The sequence below is a fragment of the Affinundibacterium amnicola genome (assembly GCF_014284275.1).
In the GTDB taxonomy this organism is placed as follows: domain Bacteria; phylum Pseudomonadota; class Gammaproteobacteria; order Burkholderiales; family Burkholderiaceae_D; genus Undibacterium; species Undibacterium amnicola.
This window is the reverse complement of sequence record NZ_JACOFU010000001.1, coordinates 248,828-269,305: the sequence shown is the minus strand read 5'-3', so window position 1 is coordinate 269,305 and position 20,478 is coordinate 248,828. Positions and strand designations below refer to the sequence as shown.

Annotated in this window: 24 protein-coding genes; 19 read left to right on the top strand and 5 right to left on the bottom strand. The window is 45.2% G+C overall.

Annotated elements, in window-relative coordinates; translation table 11 throughout:
* The first annotated feature begins 126 nt into the window (after positions 1-126).
* From moaA to H8K33_RS01185, 6 genes are all read left to right on the top strand, one after another.
* Positions 127-1,266, top strand: a complete 1,140-nt coding sequence (moaA, locus tag H8K33_RS01210; protein WP_186889159.1) for a GTP 3',8-cyclase MoaA — start codon at positions 127-129, stop codon at positions 1,264-1,266.
* 50 nt (positions 1,267-1,316) lie between these two features.
* Positions 1,317-1,955: a molybdenum cofactor guanylyltransferase MobA gene (gene mobA / locus H8K33_RS01205; protein ID WP_186889735.1), complete on the top strand. Its 639-nt coding sequence runs from the start codon at positions 1,317-1,319 to the stop codon at positions 1,953-1,955.
* 111 nt (positions 1,956-2,066) lie between these two features.
* Positions 2,067-3,323 carry a molybdopterin molybdotransferase MoeA gene (moeA, locus tag H8K33_RS01200; RefSeq protein WP_246443217.1) on the top strand — a complete coding sequence of 419 codons (1,257 nt, stop codon included), beginning with the start codon at positions 2,067-2,069 and terminating at the stop codon, positions 3,321-3,323.
* 183 nt (positions 3,324-3,506) lie between these two features.
* Positions 3,507-4,415, top strand: a complete 909-nt coding sequence (locus H8K33_RS01195; protein WP_222613241.1) for a substrate-binding periplasmic protein — start codon at positions 3,507-3,509, stop codon at positions 4,413-4,415.
* Between the two features lie 58 nt (positions 4,416-4,473).
* A complete protein-coding gene (locus H8K33_RS19790) occupies positions 4,474-5,310 on the top strand; it encodes a peptidylprolyl isomerase (protein WP_246443216.1) in 837 nt (278 codons plus the stop codon).
* A 221-nt stretch (positions 5,311-5,531) separates the two neighbouring features.
* Positions 5,532-6,062: a lipocalin family protein gene (locus tag H8K33_RS01185; RefSeq protein ID WP_186889156.1), complete on the top strand. Its 531-nt coding sequence runs from the start codon at positions 5,532-5,534 to the stop codon at positions 6,060-6,062.
* 55 nt (positions 6,063-6,117) lie between these two features.
* Here H8K33_RS01185 and H8K33_RS01180 read toward each other — a convergent pair.
* Positions 6,118-7,352, bottom strand: a protein-coding gene (locus H8K33_RS01180; RefSeq protein ID WP_186889155.1) for an IS3 family transposase whose coding sequence is annotated in 2 segments (ribosomal slippage) — positions 6,118-7,004 and positions 7,004-7,352 — 1,236 coding nt in all. Because the reading frame shifts where the segments join, the coding sequence is not laid out codon by codon here.
* Positions 7,353-7,507: 155 nt separating this feature from the next.
* Entirely contained in the window at positions 7,508-8,551 is a 1,044-nt protein-coding gene (gene purM / locus H8K33_RS01175) for a phosphoribosylformylglycinamidine cyclo-ligase (protein ID WP_186889154.1), read from the bottom strand.
* 207 nt (positions 8,552-8,758) lie between these two features.
* Between purM and H8K33_RS01170 the strand changes: the two genes are divergently transcribed.
* The 13 genes from H8K33_RS01170 (at position 8,759) to H8K33_RS01110 (ending at position 17,728) form a co-directional block, all read left to right on the top strand.
* Positions 8,759-9,847, top strand: a complete 1,089-nt coding sequence (locus H8K33_RS01170) for an AI-2E family transporter (RefSeq protein ID WP_186889153.1) — start codon at positions 8,759-8,761, stop codon at positions 9,845-9,847.
* A gap of 70 nt (positions 9,848-9,917) precedes the next feature.
* Positions 9,918-10,595: a DnaA regulatory inactivator Hda gene (hda, locus tag H8K33_RS01165; protein WP_186889733.1), complete on the top strand. Its 678-nt coding sequence runs from the start codon at positions 9,918-9,920 to the stop codon at positions 10,593-10,595.
* A 51-nt stretch (positions 10,596-10,646) separates the two neighbouring features.
* Complete coding sequence (locus H8K33_RS01160) at positions 10,647-11,342, top strand: histidinol-phosphatase (RefSeq protein ID WP_186889152.1); 696 nt, start codon at positions 10,647-10,649, stop codon at positions 11,340-11,342.
* A 15-nt stretch (positions 11,343-11,357) separates the two neighbouring features.
* On the top strand, positions 11,358-12,755 hold the full coding sequence (pcnB, locus tag H8K33_RS01155; RefSeq protein WP_186889151.1) for a polynucleotide adenylyltransferase PcnB: 1,398 nt from the start codon (positions 11,358-11,360) through the stop codon (positions 12,753-12,755).
* 4 nt (positions 12,756-12,759) lie between these two features.
* Positions 12,760-13,236: a 2-amino-4-hydroxy-6-hydroxymethyldihydropteridine diphosphokinase gene (gene folK, locus H8K33_RS01150; protein WP_186889150.1), complete on the top strand. Its 477-nt coding sequence runs from the start codon at positions 12,760-12,762 to the stop codon at positions 13,234-13,236.
* A gap of 56 nt (positions 13,237-13,292) precedes the next feature.
* A complete protein-coding gene (locus H8K33_RS01145; RefSeq protein WP_186889149.1) occupies positions 13,293-13,640 on the top strand; it encodes a DMT family protein in 348 nt (115 codons plus the stop codon).
* Between the two features lie 159 nt (positions 13,641-13,799).
* Positions 13,800-14,612, top strand: a complete 813-nt coding sequence (gene panB, locus H8K33_RS01140; protein WP_186889148.1) for a 3-methyl-2-oxobutanoate hydroxymethyltransferase — start codon at positions 13,800-13,802, stop codon at positions 14,610-14,612.
* A 98-nt stretch (positions 14,613-14,710) separates the two neighbouring features.
* A complete protein-coding gene (locus H8K33_RS01135; RefSeq protein ID WP_186889147.1) occupies positions 14,711-14,965 on the top strand; it encodes a type II toxin-antitoxin system Phd/YefM family antitoxin in 255 nt (84 codons plus the stop codon).
* Positions 14,965-15,387 (top strand): type II toxin-antitoxin system VapC family toxin, encoded by a 423-nt coding sequence (locus H8K33_RS01130; protein ID WP_186889146.1) that lies wholly within the window; start codon positions 14,965-14,967, stop codon positions 15,385-15,387. Before H8K33_RS01135 ends, H8K33_RS01130 begins: the two co-directional genes overlap by 1 nt.
* A 204-nt stretch (positions 15,388-15,591) precedes the next feature.
* On the top strand, positions 15,592-15,906 hold the full coding sequence (locus H8K33_RS01125; RefSeq protein ID WP_186889145.1) for a hypothetical protein: 315 nt from the start codon (positions 15,592-15,594) through the stop codon (positions 15,904-15,906).
* Positions 15,894-16,187, top strand: a complete 294-nt coding sequence (locus H8K33_RS01120) for a type II toxin-antitoxin system RelE/ParE family toxin (RefSeq protein ID WP_186889144.1) — start codon at positions 15,894-15,896, stop codon at positions 16,185-16,187. Before H8K33_RS01125 ends, H8K33_RS01120 begins: the two co-directional genes overlap by 13 nt.
* Before the next feature lie 58 nt (positions 16,188-16,245).
* Positions 16,246-17,208 carry a carbon-nitrogen hydrolase family protein gene (locus H8K33_RS01115; RefSeq protein WP_186889143.1) on the top strand — a complete coding sequence of 321 codons (963 nt, stop codon included), beginning with the start codon at positions 16,246-16,248 and terminating at the stop codon, positions 17,206-17,208.
* A 19-nt stretch (positions 17,209-17,227) separates the two neighbouring features.
* The gene (locus H8K33_RS01110) at positions 17,228-17,728 is read left to right on the top strand and encodes a hypothetical protein (protein ID WP_186889142.1); all 501 of its coding nucleotides are present in this window, start codon (positions 17,228-17,230) and stop codon (positions 17,726-17,728) included.
* Positions 17,729-17,775: 47 nt separating this feature from the next.
* Here the strand turns inward: H8K33_RS01110 and H8K33_RS01105 are convergent, their stop codons facing one another.
* The 3 genes from H8K33_RS01105 to H8K33_RS01095 form a co-directional block, all read right to left on the bottom strand.
* A complete protein-coding gene (locus H8K33_RS01105; RefSeq protein ID WP_186889141.1) occupies positions 17,776-19,179 on the bottom strand; it encodes a S41 family peptidase in 1,404 nt (467 codons plus the stop codon).
* An 82-nt stretch (positions 19,180-19,261) separates the two neighbouring features.
* A complete protein-coding gene (locus H8K33_RS01100) occupies positions 19,262-19,963 on the bottom strand; it encodes an SDR family NAD(P)-dependent oxidoreductase (RefSeq protein ID WP_186889140.1) in 702 nt (233 codons plus the stop codon).
* A 245-nt stretch (positions 19,964-20,208) separates the two neighbouring features.
* On the bottom strand, positions 20,209-20,472 hold the full coding sequence (locus H8K33_RS01095; RefSeq protein WP_246443215.1) for a TIGR02450 family Trp-rich protein: 264 nt from the start codon (positions 20,470-20,472) through the stop codon (positions 20,209-20,211).
* Positions 20,473-20,478: the final 6 nt, after the last annotated feature.

Below are 20,478 nucleotides of genomic sequence, written 5' to 3'. Positions count from 1 at the left end.
GTGACTGGGCTGTTTTTTTATTGACGCGAATTAAGTTTGATAAATTCAGAACCAAACAAAATAAGAGATAATCACGCACATTATGGTGAGCAAAATATTCACCGAAATGACTCTCTGATTAAAATCATGACCGATAAATTTATTCCCATCAAAACTATTTCTACTGTGAATGATCCAGTGGATTTCTCTTGGGATCATTTATCGCCTTTAGTCGTACCGGTTGGAAAATTACACGACCGCTTACATAGACCCTTACAAGATTTAAGAATCTCTGTCACTGACCGCTGTAACTTTCGCTGCACCTATTGCATGCCAAAAGAGATTTTTGGCAAAGATTACAGTTATTTGCCGCAAAGCGATCTACTGAGTTTCGAAGAAATCACCCGTTTAGCAAAGATTTTTGTTGCGCATGGCGTGACAAAGATTCGTTTAACCGGTGGTGAACCTCTTCTACGCAAAAACCTAGAAGAACTGATCCACATGCTCAGTACACTAAGAACTACTAACAATCAAAACATCGATCTGACACTGACAACCAATGCTGCTTTATTAGCGCGCAAAGCCCAAAGCTTAAAAGATGCAGGCTTAAATCGCCTCACCATATCGCTTGACGCTTTAGACGACAACATCTTTCGACAAATGAATGATGTCGATTTTCCTGTTGATCAAGTACTTGAAGGTATCCAAGCCGCAGAGGTGGCAGGATTTCAGCAAATCAAAATTAATATGGTCGTTAAAAAAAGTGTCAATGCAAACCAGATCGTACCAATGGCACGCTATTTTAAAAACACGCCACACATTTTGCGCTTTATAGAATTTATGGATGTCGGCTCATCGAATGCCTGGTGCTTGGATGAAGTGGTGCCGTCTACTCAAATTCTCAGTGAATTAGTGCAAGCGGGAATGCCATTAAGACCTCTCAAAGCCAATAGCAACAGCGAAACTGCCGAGCGCTATCAACACTTGGATGAGCAAGGTGAATTAGGATTTATTTCCAGTGTGAGTAAAGCATTTTGTCATGATTGCAGTCGTGCACGACTTTCTACGCAAGGGATGCTATACACCTGTTTATTTGCCAGCCATGGGCATGATTTACGCCAGCATTTACGGAATGCCGAGTTAGATCAGCCCGACCTAAAGATTGCTAACTTACTTGCCGCTATTTGGCAAAAACGTCAAGACCGCTATTCTGAATTACGCGGCTTGGCAAGCGACAGCTCTGCAACTGGACGGCAAAAAATCGAAATGTCGTATATCGGTGGTTAATCACCTAAACCGCCTATAAAAAAATCAAGCAGACTCCTGAAATGACAGACATGATTCGAATTGAAGAAATTACTGGTTTGGTGCTCGCTGGCGGACGCGGAATGCGTATGGGGCAAGTCAACAAAGGCTTGCAACTTTTAGGAACGGAGCCCATGGTCGCACATGTGTTACGCCGTCTAAGACCACAAGTCGGTCAGATCGTGATCAATGTCAATCAAGATCTGGAACGATATGCCGAATTTTCTTGCCCGCTGGTATGCGACCTCATTCCGGACTATGCCGGACCGCTTGCCGGTTTACACGCAGGCTTATCCATTTGCACTACGCCCTACATAGTGACAGCCCCCTGCGATTCCCCTTTTTTACCAGACAATCTTGTCGAACATTTGGCTGCTGCCTTAACGCGAGAACAGGCGCAACTGGCGGTAGCAATCACCGTAGCACCAGAAAACCAATTTCAAGATGCGCAGCATCGCACAACCGCGAAATGGCAACAGCAAGCTGTATTCTGTCTGCTGAAGACGGATATACAATCTCATCTAGATCTTTTTTTGAAACGTGGCGGTCGTAAAGTCAGTGACTGGTATGCGGATCTCAAGATAGTCGAAGTCGCATTTGAAAATGCAGCGGATTTTCGCAATATCAATACCTGCGCAGAATTAGCCGAAACTACTTTAGACAGCCATTAAACATTTGCACACGTATACTCAGGTGAATATTCACCAATGACTACCTATTCCATCCATCTACACGATATTTAAGCTGGCAATATGAAGCAAACTCTTCTCACAGAAAACCACATGACAGATCCGCAAAGTGATAGTCAGTTTTTATCGGTAGCGCAAGCCCAAACTTGGATACAAGAACATATTGCCGCGATCACCGATACTGAAGAGCTCGATCTGAAATCTGCCTTAGGCAGAGTATTAGCAATCGACATATTGTCGCCAATTGACGTACCTGCGCACCATAATTCCGCGATGGATGGCTATGCCTTTCATGGCGCACAATTAATTGCCAACCACGATCTGAACTTAGAAATTGTGGGTGAAGCTTATGCAGGCCATCCATATACCAAGCCAGTCCTACCTGGCAGCTGTATCCGCATCATGACCGGAGCAGTGATGCCAAGGTCTTGTGATACGGTCGTTCCACAAGAACTAACGACACGACTAAAAGACACCGCTATCGCCATTCCAGCAAATAAATTGCGACAAGGTGATAATTGCCGCCTTCGTGGCGAAGATTTAGCACTCGGGAAACTTGCCATTGCAAAAGCAAAACGTATAGGCCCAGCTGAATTAGGTTTACTAGCGTCGTTAGGGATCGCCAGAGTGACAGTACAACGGCGTTTAAAAGTCGCTTACTTTTCGACTGGTGATGAAATTCGTTCACTTGGTCAAACACTTGATGCTGGATGCATCTATGATAGCAATCGCTATACAGTGTACGGCATGCTGTCGCGCCTAGATTGCGACATTGTAGATATGGGGGTGATTGAAGATAGCCCCGAAGCTTTAGAGCAAGCGTTGCGTACCGCATGTGTGCAAGCCGATGCGATTATTACTTCTGGTGGGGTCTCTGTTGGTGCTGCTGATTACACCCGGCAAGTGATGGCGCAACTAGGTCAGGTTGCCTTTTGGACGATAAATATGCGCCCAGGGAGACCGATGGCCTTTGGCAAAATACACGCTGATGGCAGCTCGGCCTATCTGTTTGGCCTGCCTGGCAATCCAGTCGCTGTAATGGTGACGTTTTACTTCTTCGTCCAACAAGCATTGCAGCAATTAATTGGTGCGGATGAAAAGCCGGCACTTCTGATACCAGCGATCTCACGCGATGTGATACGCAAACGCCAAGGACGCACAGAATATCAACGAGGCATCGCCAGTCGTAACTTACAGGGTCAGTTGGAGGTGGTAGTTACTGGTTCACAAGGATCTGGTGTGCTACGTTCTATGTCAGAAGCGAATTGCATGATCATATTAGATGATGAACAAGGCAATATCGAGGCAGGCGGTATTGTTAACATCTTATTATTTGAAGGTTTATGCTAAGTCAAGTGACGCCGAAGTAAACGAAATCATGATTTCACGCGACTTTCGACCTGGAAGACGCATAAAAATTTTCACCTGACTCCTTAATCGTCGGCGCATCCCGCCCAAAGCCACTAATCACATTTATAATTGCGATACAGTAATTATTTCTATGTTATGGCCACAATGCGACAAGCGACCAGTGTGATAAACAAAGCTTTTCAACTTCTGCAAATGCATTTATGCGCATTGTGCTACTCCCCTTTACGGGTCGCATCTCACATTCTCGTGTTATGCCTGCTGGCGCAGCTCTCCATTACACCTAGCGCAGCACAGACCAAAATCAACTTACTATTTGGTGAAAATCGCAATGAAAAAGGTGAATTAAACCCAATTCCAGAGCGTTTCACAAATGTATTTGCGAGGATAGAAAAAGATCTGAACATCCAATTTCGGCTACAAATGTACCCATGGAACCGCGCTGTTAAAATCGCCAGCACCGAAGGTGGTTTAATTTTTGGTTTAAGCTTAACGCCAGAACGTGCTGAGATATTCAACTTTTCCGAACCCGTGGTTTACCAATACTTGTGGTTAGTGACGCGTGCAGATCAACAGTTCGATTACAAGACAATTCAAGACCTAAAAGGTAAAACCATCGGTGTTGTCCGAGGTTCAAAATATGGCGGTGAATTCGATCAATTAAAAAACATCTTATTCAAAGCGGATGATGACATCGACGCATATGGCCCTCGCCTAAAAAAACTCAGCAACAAACGCATTGATGCGATGATTTTCGCCAGTCCGTTAACCAATCCAAAAGATGTTGAGAAACTCATCAGCAACATTAAAATACCCAATGAAAATAACAACGAAAATTCACCCAACCAGACAATTCGTTTTGCTGTGCTTCCCGTGCCAGTTCTCAAAGATGGAATACGTTTTGCCTCCTTAAAAGGTCAAAATGAAAAACTCATCAAAGACATCGATCGTATTCTTGCTCAACTCAATTCCAAACCCAAAATCAGGAGGAAACCATCATCTGCATCGACACATATTGATACATACAAATCCGTACATATTGCTACAAAATTAGGACAGGAAAACAATTTCTGATCCTTAGCCAGCACCCTATACTGCTGTTTTATTAAATCAAGCTTTCTTGGAGTTCCTCTTGAAATTACCTGTTCTATTAATTGCCTCAGTTGCCTTATTGAGCGCGTGTGGTGGTAGTGGTGGCGATAGCACAACACCTGCTACTCAAAAAGTAAGCATTTCTGAGGTCACTAGCGATCAACTGGTTTATCGCAAAACAAGTGTGATTACAGTTAAAGGCCAAAATCTAAATCTTGGCATCAATCTTTCTCACCAAGGCTGTTTAAAAATTACCGAGTTAGCTGGTAGTACTGCAACACAAAAAGTTTTTAGCTGCAAAATCATCGCCGCTGGTAGTGTTCCTGTTGTCATCAGCGACGGCAATGCAAATTCACTGTACGCAAGCAATGTCACGATTCCTTTAGCGAAACAACCTCAAGTCACGATGACAACGTCTTTAGGTAGCGTGGTAATTGAATTGAACCCAGCTAAGGCACCAATTACGGTTGATAATTTTTTGAACTATGTTGAATCTGGTTTTTACGTGAATAAAATTTTCCATCGCGTGATTCAAGACTTCATGATTCAAGGCGGTGGTTTCAATGCTGATCTGACACAACCAGCGACTCAAGCGCCAATCAAGTTAGAAGCCGGCAATGGTTTAAGTAATCTACGCGGCACAATCGCCATGGCACGCACGAATGTCTTGGATTCAGCGACGTCACAGTTCTTCATTAATGTCGTTGACAATCAAGCACTCGATACCAACGCAAGTGGCTACGCAGTATTTGGCAAAATCGTCAGCGGTATTGAGACTGTTGATAAGATTAAAGTAGTTCCAACCTCAACTCGAGGCGGAATGAGCGATGTTCCAGTCACAAGTGTGTTGATCAGCGCTATGTTACAAACACAGTAGTCGATTCACCTGACAAGTTTTAGTCTCCCTCTTAGGGCCGGTTCTCATACACGGCCTTTTTTTTGAGAATTGCGCTGGCAATACTTAATGAATACTGAATCCAAAAAAATCACTCAGCAATGCAGGTCTTAGAAACATTCATCAAAAACGTCGACTCAATACATAGGCTGGATCGAAACCGTATTAGAATGAGTTAATCATCACTTCAGGTTAGCAATCCAATGAAAAGACTTTTGATACTCGCCTTTGTTATCACCACCAGCCTATTAACTGCCTGCAATGAAGAAACCGCACCGCTAGCCACAGTAGAAAAAGTTGATTTAAACCGCTATGTCGGAAAATGGTATCAGGTTGCGTTTATTCCTAACCGTTTTCAATCTATGTGTGTCGCTGATACGCAAGCTGAGTATCAACAAGATGGCGATCAAATTCGTGTGATTAATCGTTGTCGAACAAAAGATGGCAGCATAGAACAAGCAAATGGCGTTGCCAAACTTGTTGACGAAAGTGGTAATGCAAAACTGCAGGTGAGTTTTTTCAGGCCATTTTATGGCAATTATTGGATACTCGATTTAGACCCACATTATCAGTGGGTCTTAGTCGGCGAACCTAGCCGCAAATATGGCTGGATATTATCGCGTACCGCGCAACTCGATCCATTCATTCAACAAAAAATTCTAGAAAAAGCAGCGATGCTGGGCTATCAAACCAATCAGTTTCAAATCAGCGCTCAAAGTAATCCTCTAAACTAATCGGCTCCAGCATCGACATCGACTTTATATGTCTAGTCCTAAAATAAGTTGACAACTAAAAGTGTTGCAAACACGCTCGATGGACCTCATTGGGCGTTTTGTTTTTGAGACTAGAGTGTGGTCGTTCGTTGTTATAGATTTGAATGGACTGTGCGATGAGCTTTCGTGCTTGCGCTAGATTTGAGGGCGTTTGTAACAAGAACTCTCCTTTGAGAATGCCGTTGACTCGTTCAGCGACGGCATTCTGATAGCAGTCGTACCCATCGGTCATCGAGCATCGTACTTTGAATTTCTCATGCAGTTGTTGGTAATAAGCGGAGCAGTATTGAATACCTCGATCTGAGTGGTGTATCAGATCGGACACGCTGCTTTTATGACGCAACGCACGTCGATAGGCCACGCTCACTTCCTCTGTTTGCAGGCTGGCATGGACATGATGCCCTACGATCTTTTTTGAATAGATATCTGTCACCAGGCTCAAATAAACAAACTTTTCAGTCGTTGGTATGTAGGTAATATCAGCGACCCAGACTTGTTCTGGCCTACAAGCCTGCACTTGCCCAGAACCTGCTTTGAGTAAGTTGGGATGCTTGTAAAAACGGTGATGGCTGTGCGTGGTTTTATGATAAGCACGCTTTGGCTTGATCAGTAAATGCCGCATCCTGAGTAGATGGAATAAGGCATCTCGCCCCAGCTTAATACCCGCTTGTTGCTGTTTCTCACGCAGTAAATAATGCAGCTTACGCGTGCCAATTTTCGCCTGACGCAATCGAATTTTCGTCACCCATTCGATAACTTGTTCATGTGCATCTCGACGCCCTTGGTCGCGTGCTATTTGTTGATAATATGCCTGACGTGTCCAACCAAAATAATGGCAAGCCTTGTTAATACTTATTTGAGGCGTTTTTTTGTGCTCAAGGACTTGCCTAAATGCTTTTTTGGAATGACGATCCCAAAGTCATCTCGAATGACATTCACAATGGCTTCAAATAGCTGCGCCTTTTCATTGGCGATCTTGAGTTGTTTCTCAAGTTCTTTGATCCGTTGTTCCGGCGTCAGGGGTAAGGGTTCTTGGGACATGGCTAAATTGAGGTTTTTCCTTAATCCTCTATTATGCCAATCTTGTGTACCGTGTTTGCGTAACCATACCAAAACAGTGGATCGACCTTGTATCCCATAGCGCGTTTGGGCTTGTTTATAGGTTAGGTCGCCTTTTTCTACTTGATCAACAACCGACAATTTAAAAGCTAAGGTGTAATCTCTTTGACTCCTGCGTTCTGTTGATTTCATTGACGTTCCTTTCAATTACGAAGAAAACTGTCAATCTATTTCAGGACGGGTCAATATCAACAAAAAGGCCAGAATCTGCGGGGTACAGAATCTGGCCTTTTGTTTTTTGTTTTCGAATTTTGCTCGCGATAAGAACCGAGCAAAACTAAAATATGTTACACCACAATCGTTTGGTGCTCATTAGCTTCGCGCGCGCGAATCGTACCAATCTTAAATACCGTCTCGCCCGCTGCAGCCAATTGTGCCATCGCCGCATCAGCCTGATCCGCCGCCATAATCACGACCATACCAATACCGCAGTTAAACACGCGGTGCATTTCTGCATCGGCTACGCCACCATGTTGTTGCAACCATTTGAATAAAGGTGGCATTTCCCAAGATTTACTATCTAAGATCGCAGTCAATTTGTCGCCCAATACGCGTGGTACGTTTTCTACCAAACCACCACCAGTAATATGTGCCATACCTTTGACTTCCATGCTCGCCATCAAGGCCAGCAAAGGTTTGACGTAAATACGCGTTGGTGCAATTAAAGCGTCTGCCAAGCTACGGCCATGGAAATCCGCGTTCAAATCGGGATTCGCGACTTCGATGATTTTACGTACCAAAGAAAAACCGTTGGAATGAATGCCGGAAGAAGCCAAGCCCAGAATCACATCACCCGGTACGATTTTGCTGCCGTCGATGATCTTGGATTTTTCTACGGCACCAACTGCGAAGCCCGCTAAATCGTATTCGCCTTCTGGATACATAGAAGGCATTTCAGCAGTTTCACCACCGATCAAAGCACAACCAGCTTGTTCGCAACCAAATGCCACGCCTTTGATGACATCAGTCGCCGTTGCCACATCCAATTTTCCGCAAGCGAAATAATCGAGGAAGAACAAAGGCTCAGCGCCTTGTACCAAAATATCATTGACGCTCATGGCGACCAAATCGATACCAACGGTGTCGTGACGATTTAAGTGGAAAGCCAATTTCAGCTTAGTACCAACGCCATCGGTACCAGAAACCAACACTGGCTCTTTATATTTTTTGCTGACTTCAAACATCGCACCAAAACCACCGATACCGGCCATCACGCCTTCGCGCATCGTACGTTTTGCGAATGGTTTAATCGCATCGACCAGCGCGTCGCCAGCAACCATATCGACACCAGCGTCGGCATAAGAAAGAGAAACAGGAGTATTTGTGCTCATAGGATATTCGTCAGTAGGGGCTTGAGGCGGTAAAATAGCGGAATTGCCAGAAATGTGGTTCACAAAAATTAGTAACTTCCTCGAAAATTCAGGGAGAATACTGTTTTGAGTTGATCCAAAAGCGCTATTTTAACAAATCGACCTGAGTTTTACCTAGTTTTTAGGCAAATCGCAGGTTTCATTGCGAAGTTTAACCGACAAAAGTCTATGCCATTTAATTTGACCAGCAATCAAAAGCAAACCATTACGTGGTTAAGCGTTGCGCTCGCATTTATTCTTTTGCTATCTTTACTTGGCCCGATTCTGATGCCATTTATCGTGGCGGCTATTTTGGCATATGTACTTAACCCTTGGCTTGATAAGCTTTGCTTGCTTAAATTTAGAGGAATCCAGTTACCTCGACCAATTGCCGCAACCCTGATGATCTTACTGGTGGTGGCCTGTATCTTGGCAATCGTGTTAATCATGGTGCCAATATTACAAAAGCAAATTCCATTACTGCACAATCAAATTCCCTTATTTCTGGACAAATTCAATACGCTTATCGGCCCTCTCCTGCATGATTTTGGCATTCAAGCCAGTATTGATAGCGAAGGAATTAAGGCCTTAATCAGTAGTCACCTAGCCAGTAGCAGCGATGTAATCGGCAAGGCCGTCTTATCTTCTATTCGGGTTGGCGGCACGGCGGTACTCGGCATGTTAGCCAATTTCATTTTGATCCCAATTGTGTTGTTCTACCTCATGGTTGACTGGCACTCACTGATTGCCCGCTTACGCAATTTCATTCCTCGCCGCTGGATAACACAAACTGAATCATGGTTCAAAGAAGTCGATGAATTACTCGCACAATATCTGCGGGGTCAAATGATGGTGATGGTGGTATTGGCCTGTTACTACTCGATAGGGCTGACAATTGCGGGATTTGACTTGGCTTTACCAGTCGGCATTTTGACTGGTTTATTGGTCTTCATACCTTACTTAGGTTTTGGATTAGGCTTGTTTTTAGCGCTGGTCAGTGCGGTTTTACAGTTTAGCGACTTGCATGGATTAATTGCCGTTGCGATTATTTATGGCATTGGTCAGGCTTTGGAATCTTTTATCTTGACGCCAAAATTAGTCGGTGAACGCATTGGCTTGCATCCATTAACCGTAATTTTTGCCTTAATGGCTTTCGGTCAATTATTTGGTTTTATCGGTATTTTGATCGCACTACCTGCCTCTGCGGTAATTTCCGTAGCCGCGAAAAATTTACGTATTTCGTATTTAAATAGTTCCTTTTATCGTCAATCTCAATGAGTTCCGTCATTGATGTAATAAGTGATGCAGTAAGTGGTAGCAAGACAGATTTTTGACGATATTCATGACAATGAGACAGCTTTTACTTGATCTAGATGCGGAAACTCCTCCGTCTCTGGATACCTTTGTAGTGGGACAAAATGCAGAGTTGGCACAGATTTTGTGCCTATTCTCCGAGCGCACAGCCAGTCAATATGGGGAGCGCTCCGTGTATTTATGGGGCGAAGCTGGTGCTGGCAAAACGCATCTTCTACACGCAATTGCACAGGCACCCAATACCCGCTACATCAAGGCCAACGCCAATGAGGAACAATTTTGGTATAGCCCAGAGGTAGATCTATATCTGCTGGACGATTGCGATCAATTGTCCGCAGCAGCACAGATCGATGCCTTTGCATTATTTAATGAAGCACGGGCGAATGGCGCTTTTTTTGTCGCGGCGGGTAACCATCCGCCAATGATTTTGAATGTGCGTGACGATTTGCGCACCCGACTTGGTTGGGGCTTAATTTATCAAGTCATCGGCTTATCCGACGAAGACAAAATTGACGCTCTAGAACGTGCGGCACAGGCAAAAGGCATAGGATTAGCACAAGGCGTGTTACCCTATTTGATTACGCACTACCGCCGTGACATGCGCTCATTAACATCAATGTTAAGCGAACTTGATCACTATTCGTTGGAAACCAAGCGCCCGATTACGCTTCCCTTATTGCGTGAATTATTGCAAAGAGATCATGCTGAATAATTTCTTGCCTTGCCTCGCGTCACTTATATAGCGAACATTTTGAACATGCTTATGAATAAACAATCCACGCAAAACATCGCCCTATTTGATCTCGACCACACCTTACTACCCATCGATTCCGATTACGAATGGGGTCAATTCCTGTGTCGCATAGGCGCGGTTGATGCAGATGAATTTGGTCGTCGCAATGCAGAATTCTTTGCCCAATACCAAGCGGGCACTTTAGATCCGGTTGAATATTTAGAATTTGCTTTAGGCACCTTAGCGCAATTTCCACGCAAGCAGCTAGATGATTACCATGCGCAATTCATGCACGAAGTCATCAATCCCGCCCTCTTACCAGCAGCACTTGAGCTGCTCAAGCAGCATCAAGACCAAAACGACTTGATCGCCATCATTACCGCCACCAATCGCTTCGTGACGCAACCAATAGCACAAGCCTTAGGCGTAGAACATTTGTTGGCAGCAGAACCACATTTAGACGAACAAGGCAATTTGACTGGTAAACTGCGCGGTGTACCGACTTCGGGCCCCGGCAAAGTCACGCACTTAAACGCATGGCTGGCGCAACAAGGTAAGCAATTGAGTGATTTTACTAAAAGTTATTTTTACAGCGATTCACAAAACGATATTCCCTTGCTCTCTATCGTGACTCACCCGATAGCGACCAATCCGAATAAACTATTGCAAGCCCATGCACAGGCACAAGGCTGGCCGACTTTACAACTGTTTGAATTACACAACTGAGCTGCAAAATTAAGCATGATTAAGAAATTTATCCGCAAAATCTTAGGCGTTAAGAGCCCTGACGACACCATCGATCAAGGCAAAGCGAGCGCAAAGAAAAACAAGCCAAAAGTCTTGAGCGCAAAAGAACACGGCATCGATCCTGACTTAGTATCGAATAACGCGATCCGTGTGACGCAAACTTTGCAGGACAATGGCTTCAAAGCTTTTATCGTCGGCGGCGCAGTACGTGATTTATTACTAGGCGTAAAACCCAAAGATTTTGACGTGGCGACCAATGCGACGCCAGAACAAGTCAAACGCCTCTTCCGCCGCGCTTTTATCATCGGTCGCCGCTTTCAGATCGTACACGTGATGTTCGGGCAAGACTTAATCGAAGTCACGACTTTCCGTGGCGCCGCCAAGAACGAAGCACCTAAAGATGAGCACGGACGCGTCTTGCGCGACAATACCTTTGGTGAGCAGCATGAAGATGCGGTAAGGCGCGACTTCACCATCAATGCCATGTATTACGATCCAGCCAGTCAAACGGTGTTGGATTACCACGGCGGCATCGCCGATATCCGTAAAAAAACTTTGCGCATCATAGGCGTGCCTGAACTGCGCTATCGTGAAGATCCTATCCGCATGTTGCGCGTCGTGCGCTTTGCCGCCAAACTCAAATTCACCATCGATGCCGAAACCCGCGCGCCGATCAAAGTGATGGCAGCCTTAATCAACAATGTGCCCAGCGCTCGCGTGTTTGATGAAATGCTCAAACTTTTAATGAGCGGTCATGCGATGGCATGTTTACAGCAATTACGCAAAGAAGGCTTGCATCACGGTTTGATGCCTTTACTCGATGTCGTGCTTGAACAGCCTTTGGGCGAACGCTTTGTCACCTTAGCTTTAGCGAATACGGACGAACGCGTACAACAAGGTAAAACAGTTTCTCCTGGATTCTTATTTGCCTCGCTGCTTTGGCATCAAGTCGTAGAAAAATGGGAAGCCTACAAAGTGTCAGGCGAATTGCCTATCCCTGCTTTGCATTTAGCGGCAGATGACGTACTGAATACACAAACCGATGCCCTCGCCCTGCAACGCAAAATCGGTACCGACATGCGCGATATCTGGGCGATGCAACCGCGCTTTGAAAAACGCATAGGTAAAGCACCTTACAAGCTATTAGAAAATAATCGCTTGCGCGCTGGTTACGATTTCTTGTTGCTGCGTTGTGCTTCTGGTGAAATCGATGCAGAGTTGGGCGAATGGTGGACCGACTTTATCAATGGCGATGAACAAGACCGAGTGCGCTTGCTGAGCATCAAACCAAAAACGAAAACGGCAGAAAGCGCACCAGCAAAAAAACGCCGCCCGCGCCGCAGTCCGAACCGAAATTCTAGCGCAAAACCTAAAGCAGATTCTGCAGAATAAATTCATGGCGATCAGTGCTTACATAGGTATCGGTGCCAATCTCGGCGATGCTCGTGCGATGGTAGAGTATGCAATTGAAAAGCTACGCAGCCTACCACAAACGCAATTCAAGCAAGCCTCATCGCTGTTCATCACCGCACCAATAGATTCCAGCGGTGATGACTATATCAATGCCGTCGCTGCCTTAGAGACCGATTTAGACGCGCAGATTCTACTAGACCATTTGCAAGCATTAGAACTAGCCTGCGGTCGTGAACGCCCGTATCGCAATGCACCGCGCACCTTAGATCTTGATTTGCTGCTATACGGTCAACAAACGATCAATACTGAACGCTTGACAGTGCCGCATCCGCGCATGACGGAACGCGCCTTCGTCTTGATCCCTTTACTGCAAGTCGATCCTTTCGTTGTCATACCAGGTAAAGGTGCAGCACATGAATTCGCACCAGCGGTTGCGGATCAAGGTATCCGTAAATTATAGACCCCAGCTGTAGACCCAAACCTTAGGCACAAAATTTCAACGCAAGCAAAAACGCCATGCAAATTCCCGTCATCATTCAAACCACCGGACTATTGATACTCTCGAACGTCTTCATGACTTTTGCATGGTACGGACATCTCAAAAATCTCAATAGTAAAGCCTGGTATATCGCGGCTTTTATCAGTTGGGGGATCGCGCTTTTTGAATATTTACTCCAGGTACCGGCGAATCGTATCGGTTACACTCAATACAGTTTGGCGCAACTCAAAATCCTGCAAGAAGTATTAACGCTCGTAGTCTTCGTTCCATTTTCGATGATTTATATGAATCAGCCGTTTAAGTTAGACTATGTCTGGGCAGGATTATGTTTAGTGGGCGCTGTGTATTTTATTTTTAGAAGTTAGGATGCCCGAAAAACCGCCCCAGCGTTGTTGTAGGGTCTTGCCGTACTAAAGTACTGTCAGCGACGCTACGCCTAGCTGGAACAATTTTTCGTTTATCCTGAAAAACCAAATCATGTCGCTTTATAAGTAACATGTGAACTTCACACCAAAGGAAACATCGTGGCTGAATACTTACAAGACCGCAAAGCGGTCACCATCACGACACTCAATACTCTGCGTGAACAAGGCGAAAAAATCACTATGTTGACCTGCTATGACGCCAGCTTTGCGGCGATGATGGATCGCTGCGGTGTCGAGGTTTTATTAGTCGGTGATTCACTCGGCATGGTCTGCCAAGGGCATAGCTCCACCCTACCCGTGACGAACACCGATGTCGCCTATCACACCGCCAGCGTAGTACGCGGCAATGACAAAGCCTTTGTGGTTGCCGATATGCCGTTTGGCACCTACCCAACACCAGAAACCGCCTTTGCCAACGCAGTACAACTGATACAAGCCGGCGCACAAATGGTCAAAGTAGAAGGCGGCGCATGGATCGCCCCTATCATCAAATTCCTCACCGAACGCTCCATCCCAGTCTGCGCCCACCTTGGATTAACACCGCAATCAGTACATCAATTAGGTGGCTACAAAGTACAAGGCAAAACCACCGCAGCCGCCGATCTACTCAAAGCCGACGCACAATTATTGCAAGAAGCTGGCGCGGCATTATTGGTCTTAGAAGCGATCCCAGCAGGACTAGCAAAAGAAGTCACTGACTTATTACACATCCCCACCATAGGCATAGGCGCTGGCCCTGATTGTTCAGGTCAAGTCCTAGTCATGCACGATTTGCTAGGTGTTTTCCCAGGCCGCAAAGCGCGTTTTGTGAAGAACTTTATGGATGGGCAAACGAATATTGATGCGGCGATTAAGGCTTATGTGGCGGCTGTGAAGGATAAGAGTTTTCCTGCTGCTGAGCATTGTTTTTAAACACCATGAGAACGATCTTTTGACGAGCAGCTCTCTTTGCTTGTACGATAAAATTAATTGTAGTAACATGACTACACACTTATTAAAGAGGTGTTAACATGACAATTACAACCTTATCAAGTCGTGAATTTAATCAACACACCAGCGAAGCCAAAAAGGCTGCCAATAATGGCCCAGTATTTATTACTGACCGTGGATCTCCTGCACACGTTCTCTTAAGCATCAAAGATTACCAACGGCTCACCGAAGGTCAGCAAAAAATTGCTGACTTACTGGCGATGCCAGGTGTTGAAGACATCGATTTTGAAATTCCTGCCATGCGTGAACTTGCACGATCCGAGGACTTTACTTAATGTTCATTCTCGACACGAATGTGGTATCAGAATTAAGAAAAGTTCGACTTGGAAAAGCAGATGAAAATGTTGCCAGATGGGCAGACAGTGTCAACACCATCGACTTATATCTGTCCGTCATTACAATTCAAGAATTAGAAATTGGCATACTCTTAGTCGAGCGCCGCGATACCTTACAGGGCGCCATGCTTAGATCATGGCTGAACAGTCATGTATTACCAGCATTCGCCAATCGCATTTTACCTATCGACACACTAGTTGCAAGACGTAGCGCGCAGCTCCATGTACCCAATCCACAGCCTATTCGAGATGGTCTAATCGCTGCTACAGCGTTGGTGCATGGAATGATGGTTGTCACGCGAAATGTGGACGATTTCAAATCGACGGGGGTTCAGATATTGGATCCTTGGGAAAAAGCCTGAAATAGTCTATTTCATCACTTATATACGAGAATGTTCGCTTGAATCCTTATCGACGCTCATGACTTTGACCGAGCTTTCATGTTAGTAAGTTAAGTTTGACCGCATGCTAATCGTGTCTAGCTTGAAAAAGAGGCATGTATTGCAAATCAAAATAGATGGTGTTACTTTAGTGTCACCAGGTATTTTCAAAGAAGGTAAATAATCATGTCCACAACCTCAATCAAACTACCAGACGATATCAAGCAAAAAGCCAATGCGGCAGCGCTAGACTTAGGCATTACGCCACATGCTTTTATGGTCGAGGCGATTCGTAAAGCGACGCTTGCGGCAGAAAAGCAAGCGGCTTTTATCGCTGACGCGCAAGCGGCTCGTGCAGCAACACTACAATCAGGATTAGGATTTGCCGCAGCTGATGTTCATGCACATTTGCGCAAGCGCATCAGTAAAAAAATAAATGCAGAAAAAAAGGAAAAGGTATCCAAGCCAAGCAAGCTCGCAGCGAAACCATGGCGCGCATAATTTACTCGCAACAAGCGCTGAATGATCTCGAACGACTCGTCGATTTTTTATTCGATTACGATCCCGCCATTGCTTTATCAACTTTAGATTTAATTCAAGAAGCCATTTTGCTACTTGAACATCATCCGCTGATTGGCCGACCTATCAAAGATGAACTGCGTGAATTAGTAATCTCGCGAGGTAATACCGGCTATATCGGTTTATATAGTTTTGAAGAATTTGAAGATGCTGTTCTGATTCTTGGAATACGGCATCAACGCGAAGCTGGCTATGAAAACTAGCCTCACCAATTAGTAAGCTAAAAACGAATAATCCGCCACTTAGAACTTAGAAAATTCCATGTCAACAATCAACCAAGACCATATCACCGTCGCCCTAGCCCAAATCGCCCCAGTCTGGCTAAACCGCGTGGCCACGACTGCCAAGATCATCGATTACATTCAACAAGCAGGAAAGCAAAATGCGCGACTAGTTTGTTTTGGTGAGACCTTATTACCGGGCTATCCATTCTGGTTAGATCTGACCGATGGTGCGCGTTTTAATGATGATGTGCAAAAGGATTTGCATGCTTTTTATGTGCAGCAAGGTGTGGATATTGAAGCGGGTGACTTGGATAGTATTTGCGAGGCGGCGAAGACGCATCAGATCGCTGTCATGCTTGGTTGTTTGGAACGCCCGAAAGATCGCACTGGTTATAGTGTGTATTGCTCTTGCGTGTATATCGGTGCGGATGGCGTGATTGGTTCTGTGCATCGCAAACTGATGCCGACCTACGAAGAACGCCTGACTTGGGCTGCTGGTGATGGTCATGGTTTGCGTACGCATGCCTTGGATGGCTTTACCGTGGGTGGTTTGAACTGCTGGGAAAACTGGATGCCTTTGTCGCGTGCTGCTTTGTATGCACAAGGCGAAGATTTACATGTGGGAATTTGGCCTGGCAATCTGCGTAATACTGAGGATTTGACGCGCTTTATTGCGAAGGAAGGCCGTAGTTTTAGTATTGCGGTGTCGGGTCTGATGCGCAAACAAGATATTCCGGCTGATACGCCGCATCTGGATAAAATTTTGGCACGTTGCCCTGATATGTTAGCGAATGGCGGTTCTTGCATCGCTGCGCCGGATGGTAGCTGGATTATTGAACCTGTGATTGATCAGGAATGTTTGTTGATCGCTACATTGGATAGAAATCAGGTTCGACGTGAGCGGCAGAATTTTGATGTCACTGGACATTATTCGCGGCCGGATGTAACGCGTTTAGTGGTGAATCGCAGGCGTGAAAATTTGGCGAGTTTTGAGGATTGATTTCTATTTAGACATAATCATGAAAACAGAAATATCATACAGTTCGTCGAAAATCACTGTTCACACTATACTATCTGAAACGCAAGATTCGAATGCAGACTTGATAGTATCTGAATGCGGATCGACAAATAGGAAGTCTAGGATTTCAATTCAACTAAACGGAAAAACCATAGAAATACTATTTTTATGGTCGCACTTTTCTGATGAGGCAAGTCTTTGCATTCATTGGGAAGAAAATAGTCAGCTACTATTTCTAGGCGGTGGCAGTGTTTCCGCAGTTGTTGACCCAATTAATAAAATCATTAAACACTGTAACTACCCAATGCTATTTTGGAGCTGGGAATTATTTGGCCAGCACATATTGGAGCTAGGAGAGCTTGAGTGTAGGCTGTATAAATTAAATGGCGATCTGGTAGGTCAAACGTCGGTTGATCCTCCTTATGAATATAAGATTACCGAAAAGGCCATTGAATTTTCAAGTATGGTATTGGGTTCAACCAGCATCAAAATACTGAACTAAAAAATTAGACGGATAATTTTTTATCAAGGCACTTAAATTAGCTCAGGCTAGTTCTGCAAATTCAATTCAGCAGAGTTAGCCAGTTTCACCACACTATCTTGCTGCATGTTTTTCAAAGTCTGCACAGCAGCTTCAATTCCAGCATCTTTATTCGCACGTAAATCCGCTTTACTCAAACTCACTTGCTGATCGGGAATCACGCCCACGCGCTCAATACGCTTGCCGTTGACTGGCGCAAAGTCAATTTCACTATAGGCTAAGGCACCGCCACCTGGTACATTGGCGTAGCCCATATAACCGAGCAAGCAACCGCAACTCGTTTCACCCAAGACTTTGGCGCGGCCTATGCCTTGCAAACTGCTGGCAAGAAATTCGCTAGCACTGGCGCTGTCGCCATCGACTAACACCACAACTGGACCAAGATAAGGGTTCTTCACACCACGTAGCTCTAGCTCTAATTTACCAGTACTAATTAATCCAAAAAATAACGCAGGCGGTTTTCCACTGCGCGTAATTCGCTTACCAATCGGGACTGTGCCTTGCACCAGTTGGTTCATCATCGCTAGCGAAACGCCCAATGAGCCACCGCCGTTGCCGCGTAAGTCGATGATCAAACCTTTTGCTGCACGTACTTTATCGTAATTTTTTTCAATTTCTTTGCCCAAGCTTGCATCAAAACTACTCATGCGAAGATAGCCAATTTGCTCATCCAAGATTTTGCCGTTCAAGCTATCTTTGCGCGGTAATTCTGCGCGCTGCAATGTCACTTCGAAAGACGTACCATCATTGCGTTCAATTTCTAATGCAATACTATCTGAGGGCGCGTCTAAATCACCACTATTCAGTATTCGTTTAACTGACTTCGTTTGCGCTCGCTCAGAAGAGTTTTTACGTGCTTTACTCAGTTGCAAGCGCCACCAATCATTGGCATCCATGCCTTCAATTTTTAGCAGTCGGTTCCCTTTTACAATTCCTGCTTTCTCTGCTGGCGAGTCAATCCCGACGCCCGTCACAATCAATTCACCCTGCAAATCAGCGACGCCTAAGCCTATGGTGTAAGCGCGTTTCTCCTTGTCATAAGCGTACTGTTTTGCCGAAAGCACGCGTGTATGCGCATCACCTAATTCACCCACCATTTTGTCCAAGCTTTTCCAAAAAGCCTCATCGCTTGGTGCACTCAATATTTTTGGCTGATGTTCTGCGCCAACTTTTTTCCAATCAACACCATTCAGATTGGGATCGACATAAGCCTCATTCACACGATTCCACACAAAATCATAAGCACGCTGTTTTGTATCAATGTCGAGAGCAAGGCCTGCAGCAGGTGCATCATTACCAATACGACGGGTAAGTATATGATTCGGATCAATCGCAGCGCAGGCCAGCAAAAGCTGTATCAGTGCCAACGACAGGCATCGTTTAGTCCAAAGACTTATATTCAGTTTCAGCATGCGCTAGTTCACTTTCTTGATCTGAAGTTTTACAACATAGGAGTAATCACATTCATCGCATTCTAACTTTTCAGTGCAACATTTACCATGGCAAGCGCTCTCCTTTGTAGCTGACAAAACTAGCACTATCTTCGGCTTGCAATTGATCGATCACTTCCAACATCTCATTTGCTGCTTGCGTTGCGCGTCTGCCAATCTCTGCGCCGCGGAAAGGTTGCGACAGCGCAGAAGTCACCGTGCCAGGATGCATCGCGATTACAATCGCATTTGGCTGGGTGCGCTTGATTTCTATCGCTGCAGTCTTAATCATCATATTCAATGCCGCTTTCGATGCGCGATAGCTATACCACCCGCCTAGCCTGTTGTCTTCTATGCTGCCAACTTTTGCAGAGAGCAAAGCAAATACGCCACGCTGTTTATCGAGCAATTTGGAAAAATGACGCAGCACGATTGCGGGGCCAAAGGTATTCACCATAAAGGTGGTTTGCATTTGCGCCATATTCAAGTCACCCAATTTTTTCTCGGGCATGAAGTCTTGCTGATGCAAAATGCCTGCGGCATGGATGATGAGATGGAATGGGCCTTTTGATTTAATTTGCTCTGCCGCTGCTTCAATACTACTCTCGTCTGTTAAGTCGATTGCAGGAGTTGAGTTTCTATGTAACGCGACCACACTTGCACAATGAGGATCATTTTGTAGTGCTTCGACAAATGCTGCGCCGATGGCACCGCTTGCACCGATTACGCATGCTCGGAAACCTTCTGGGAAAGAATGTAATTGCATGGTGTAGACCTTTTATCGATATGTGAAATTTCAGTTGGAATGTGCATCAGATTCCCTCCCCTTCAAGGGGAGGGCTAGGGTGGGGATGGGTTTTCTTTCCCCGAACAAACCGCAAGTTTTCGACCAAACCCCATCCCCATCCCAACCTTCCCCTTGAAGGGGAAGGAGTTAACAGCACAAATTCCATAAAGCTTGCACGGCGGTTTGGCGGCGCGGGTTGCACCAGTACTTCAAATTTCCAAACATCACACCCATCCCTGCTTCCAACGCGAACTATCTTGCAACTCACGCCACAAGATAATTCGCTTATTTCCTGAATAAACCGCTTCAATCTCTATCTCGATGATCGGTGCATTCAGATCGTCTGGCTGCACTATGCGACTCACCAAGAAATGTTTTTGCTTAGCGACGATCTCTACTGCCGTCCATTTAGTCAGTAGAAGTTTTTTGGGATTTAACTTAATCAGCTTGCCAGCTTCAGTCGACTGCTCTTGATTTTGTCGATTCATATTCGC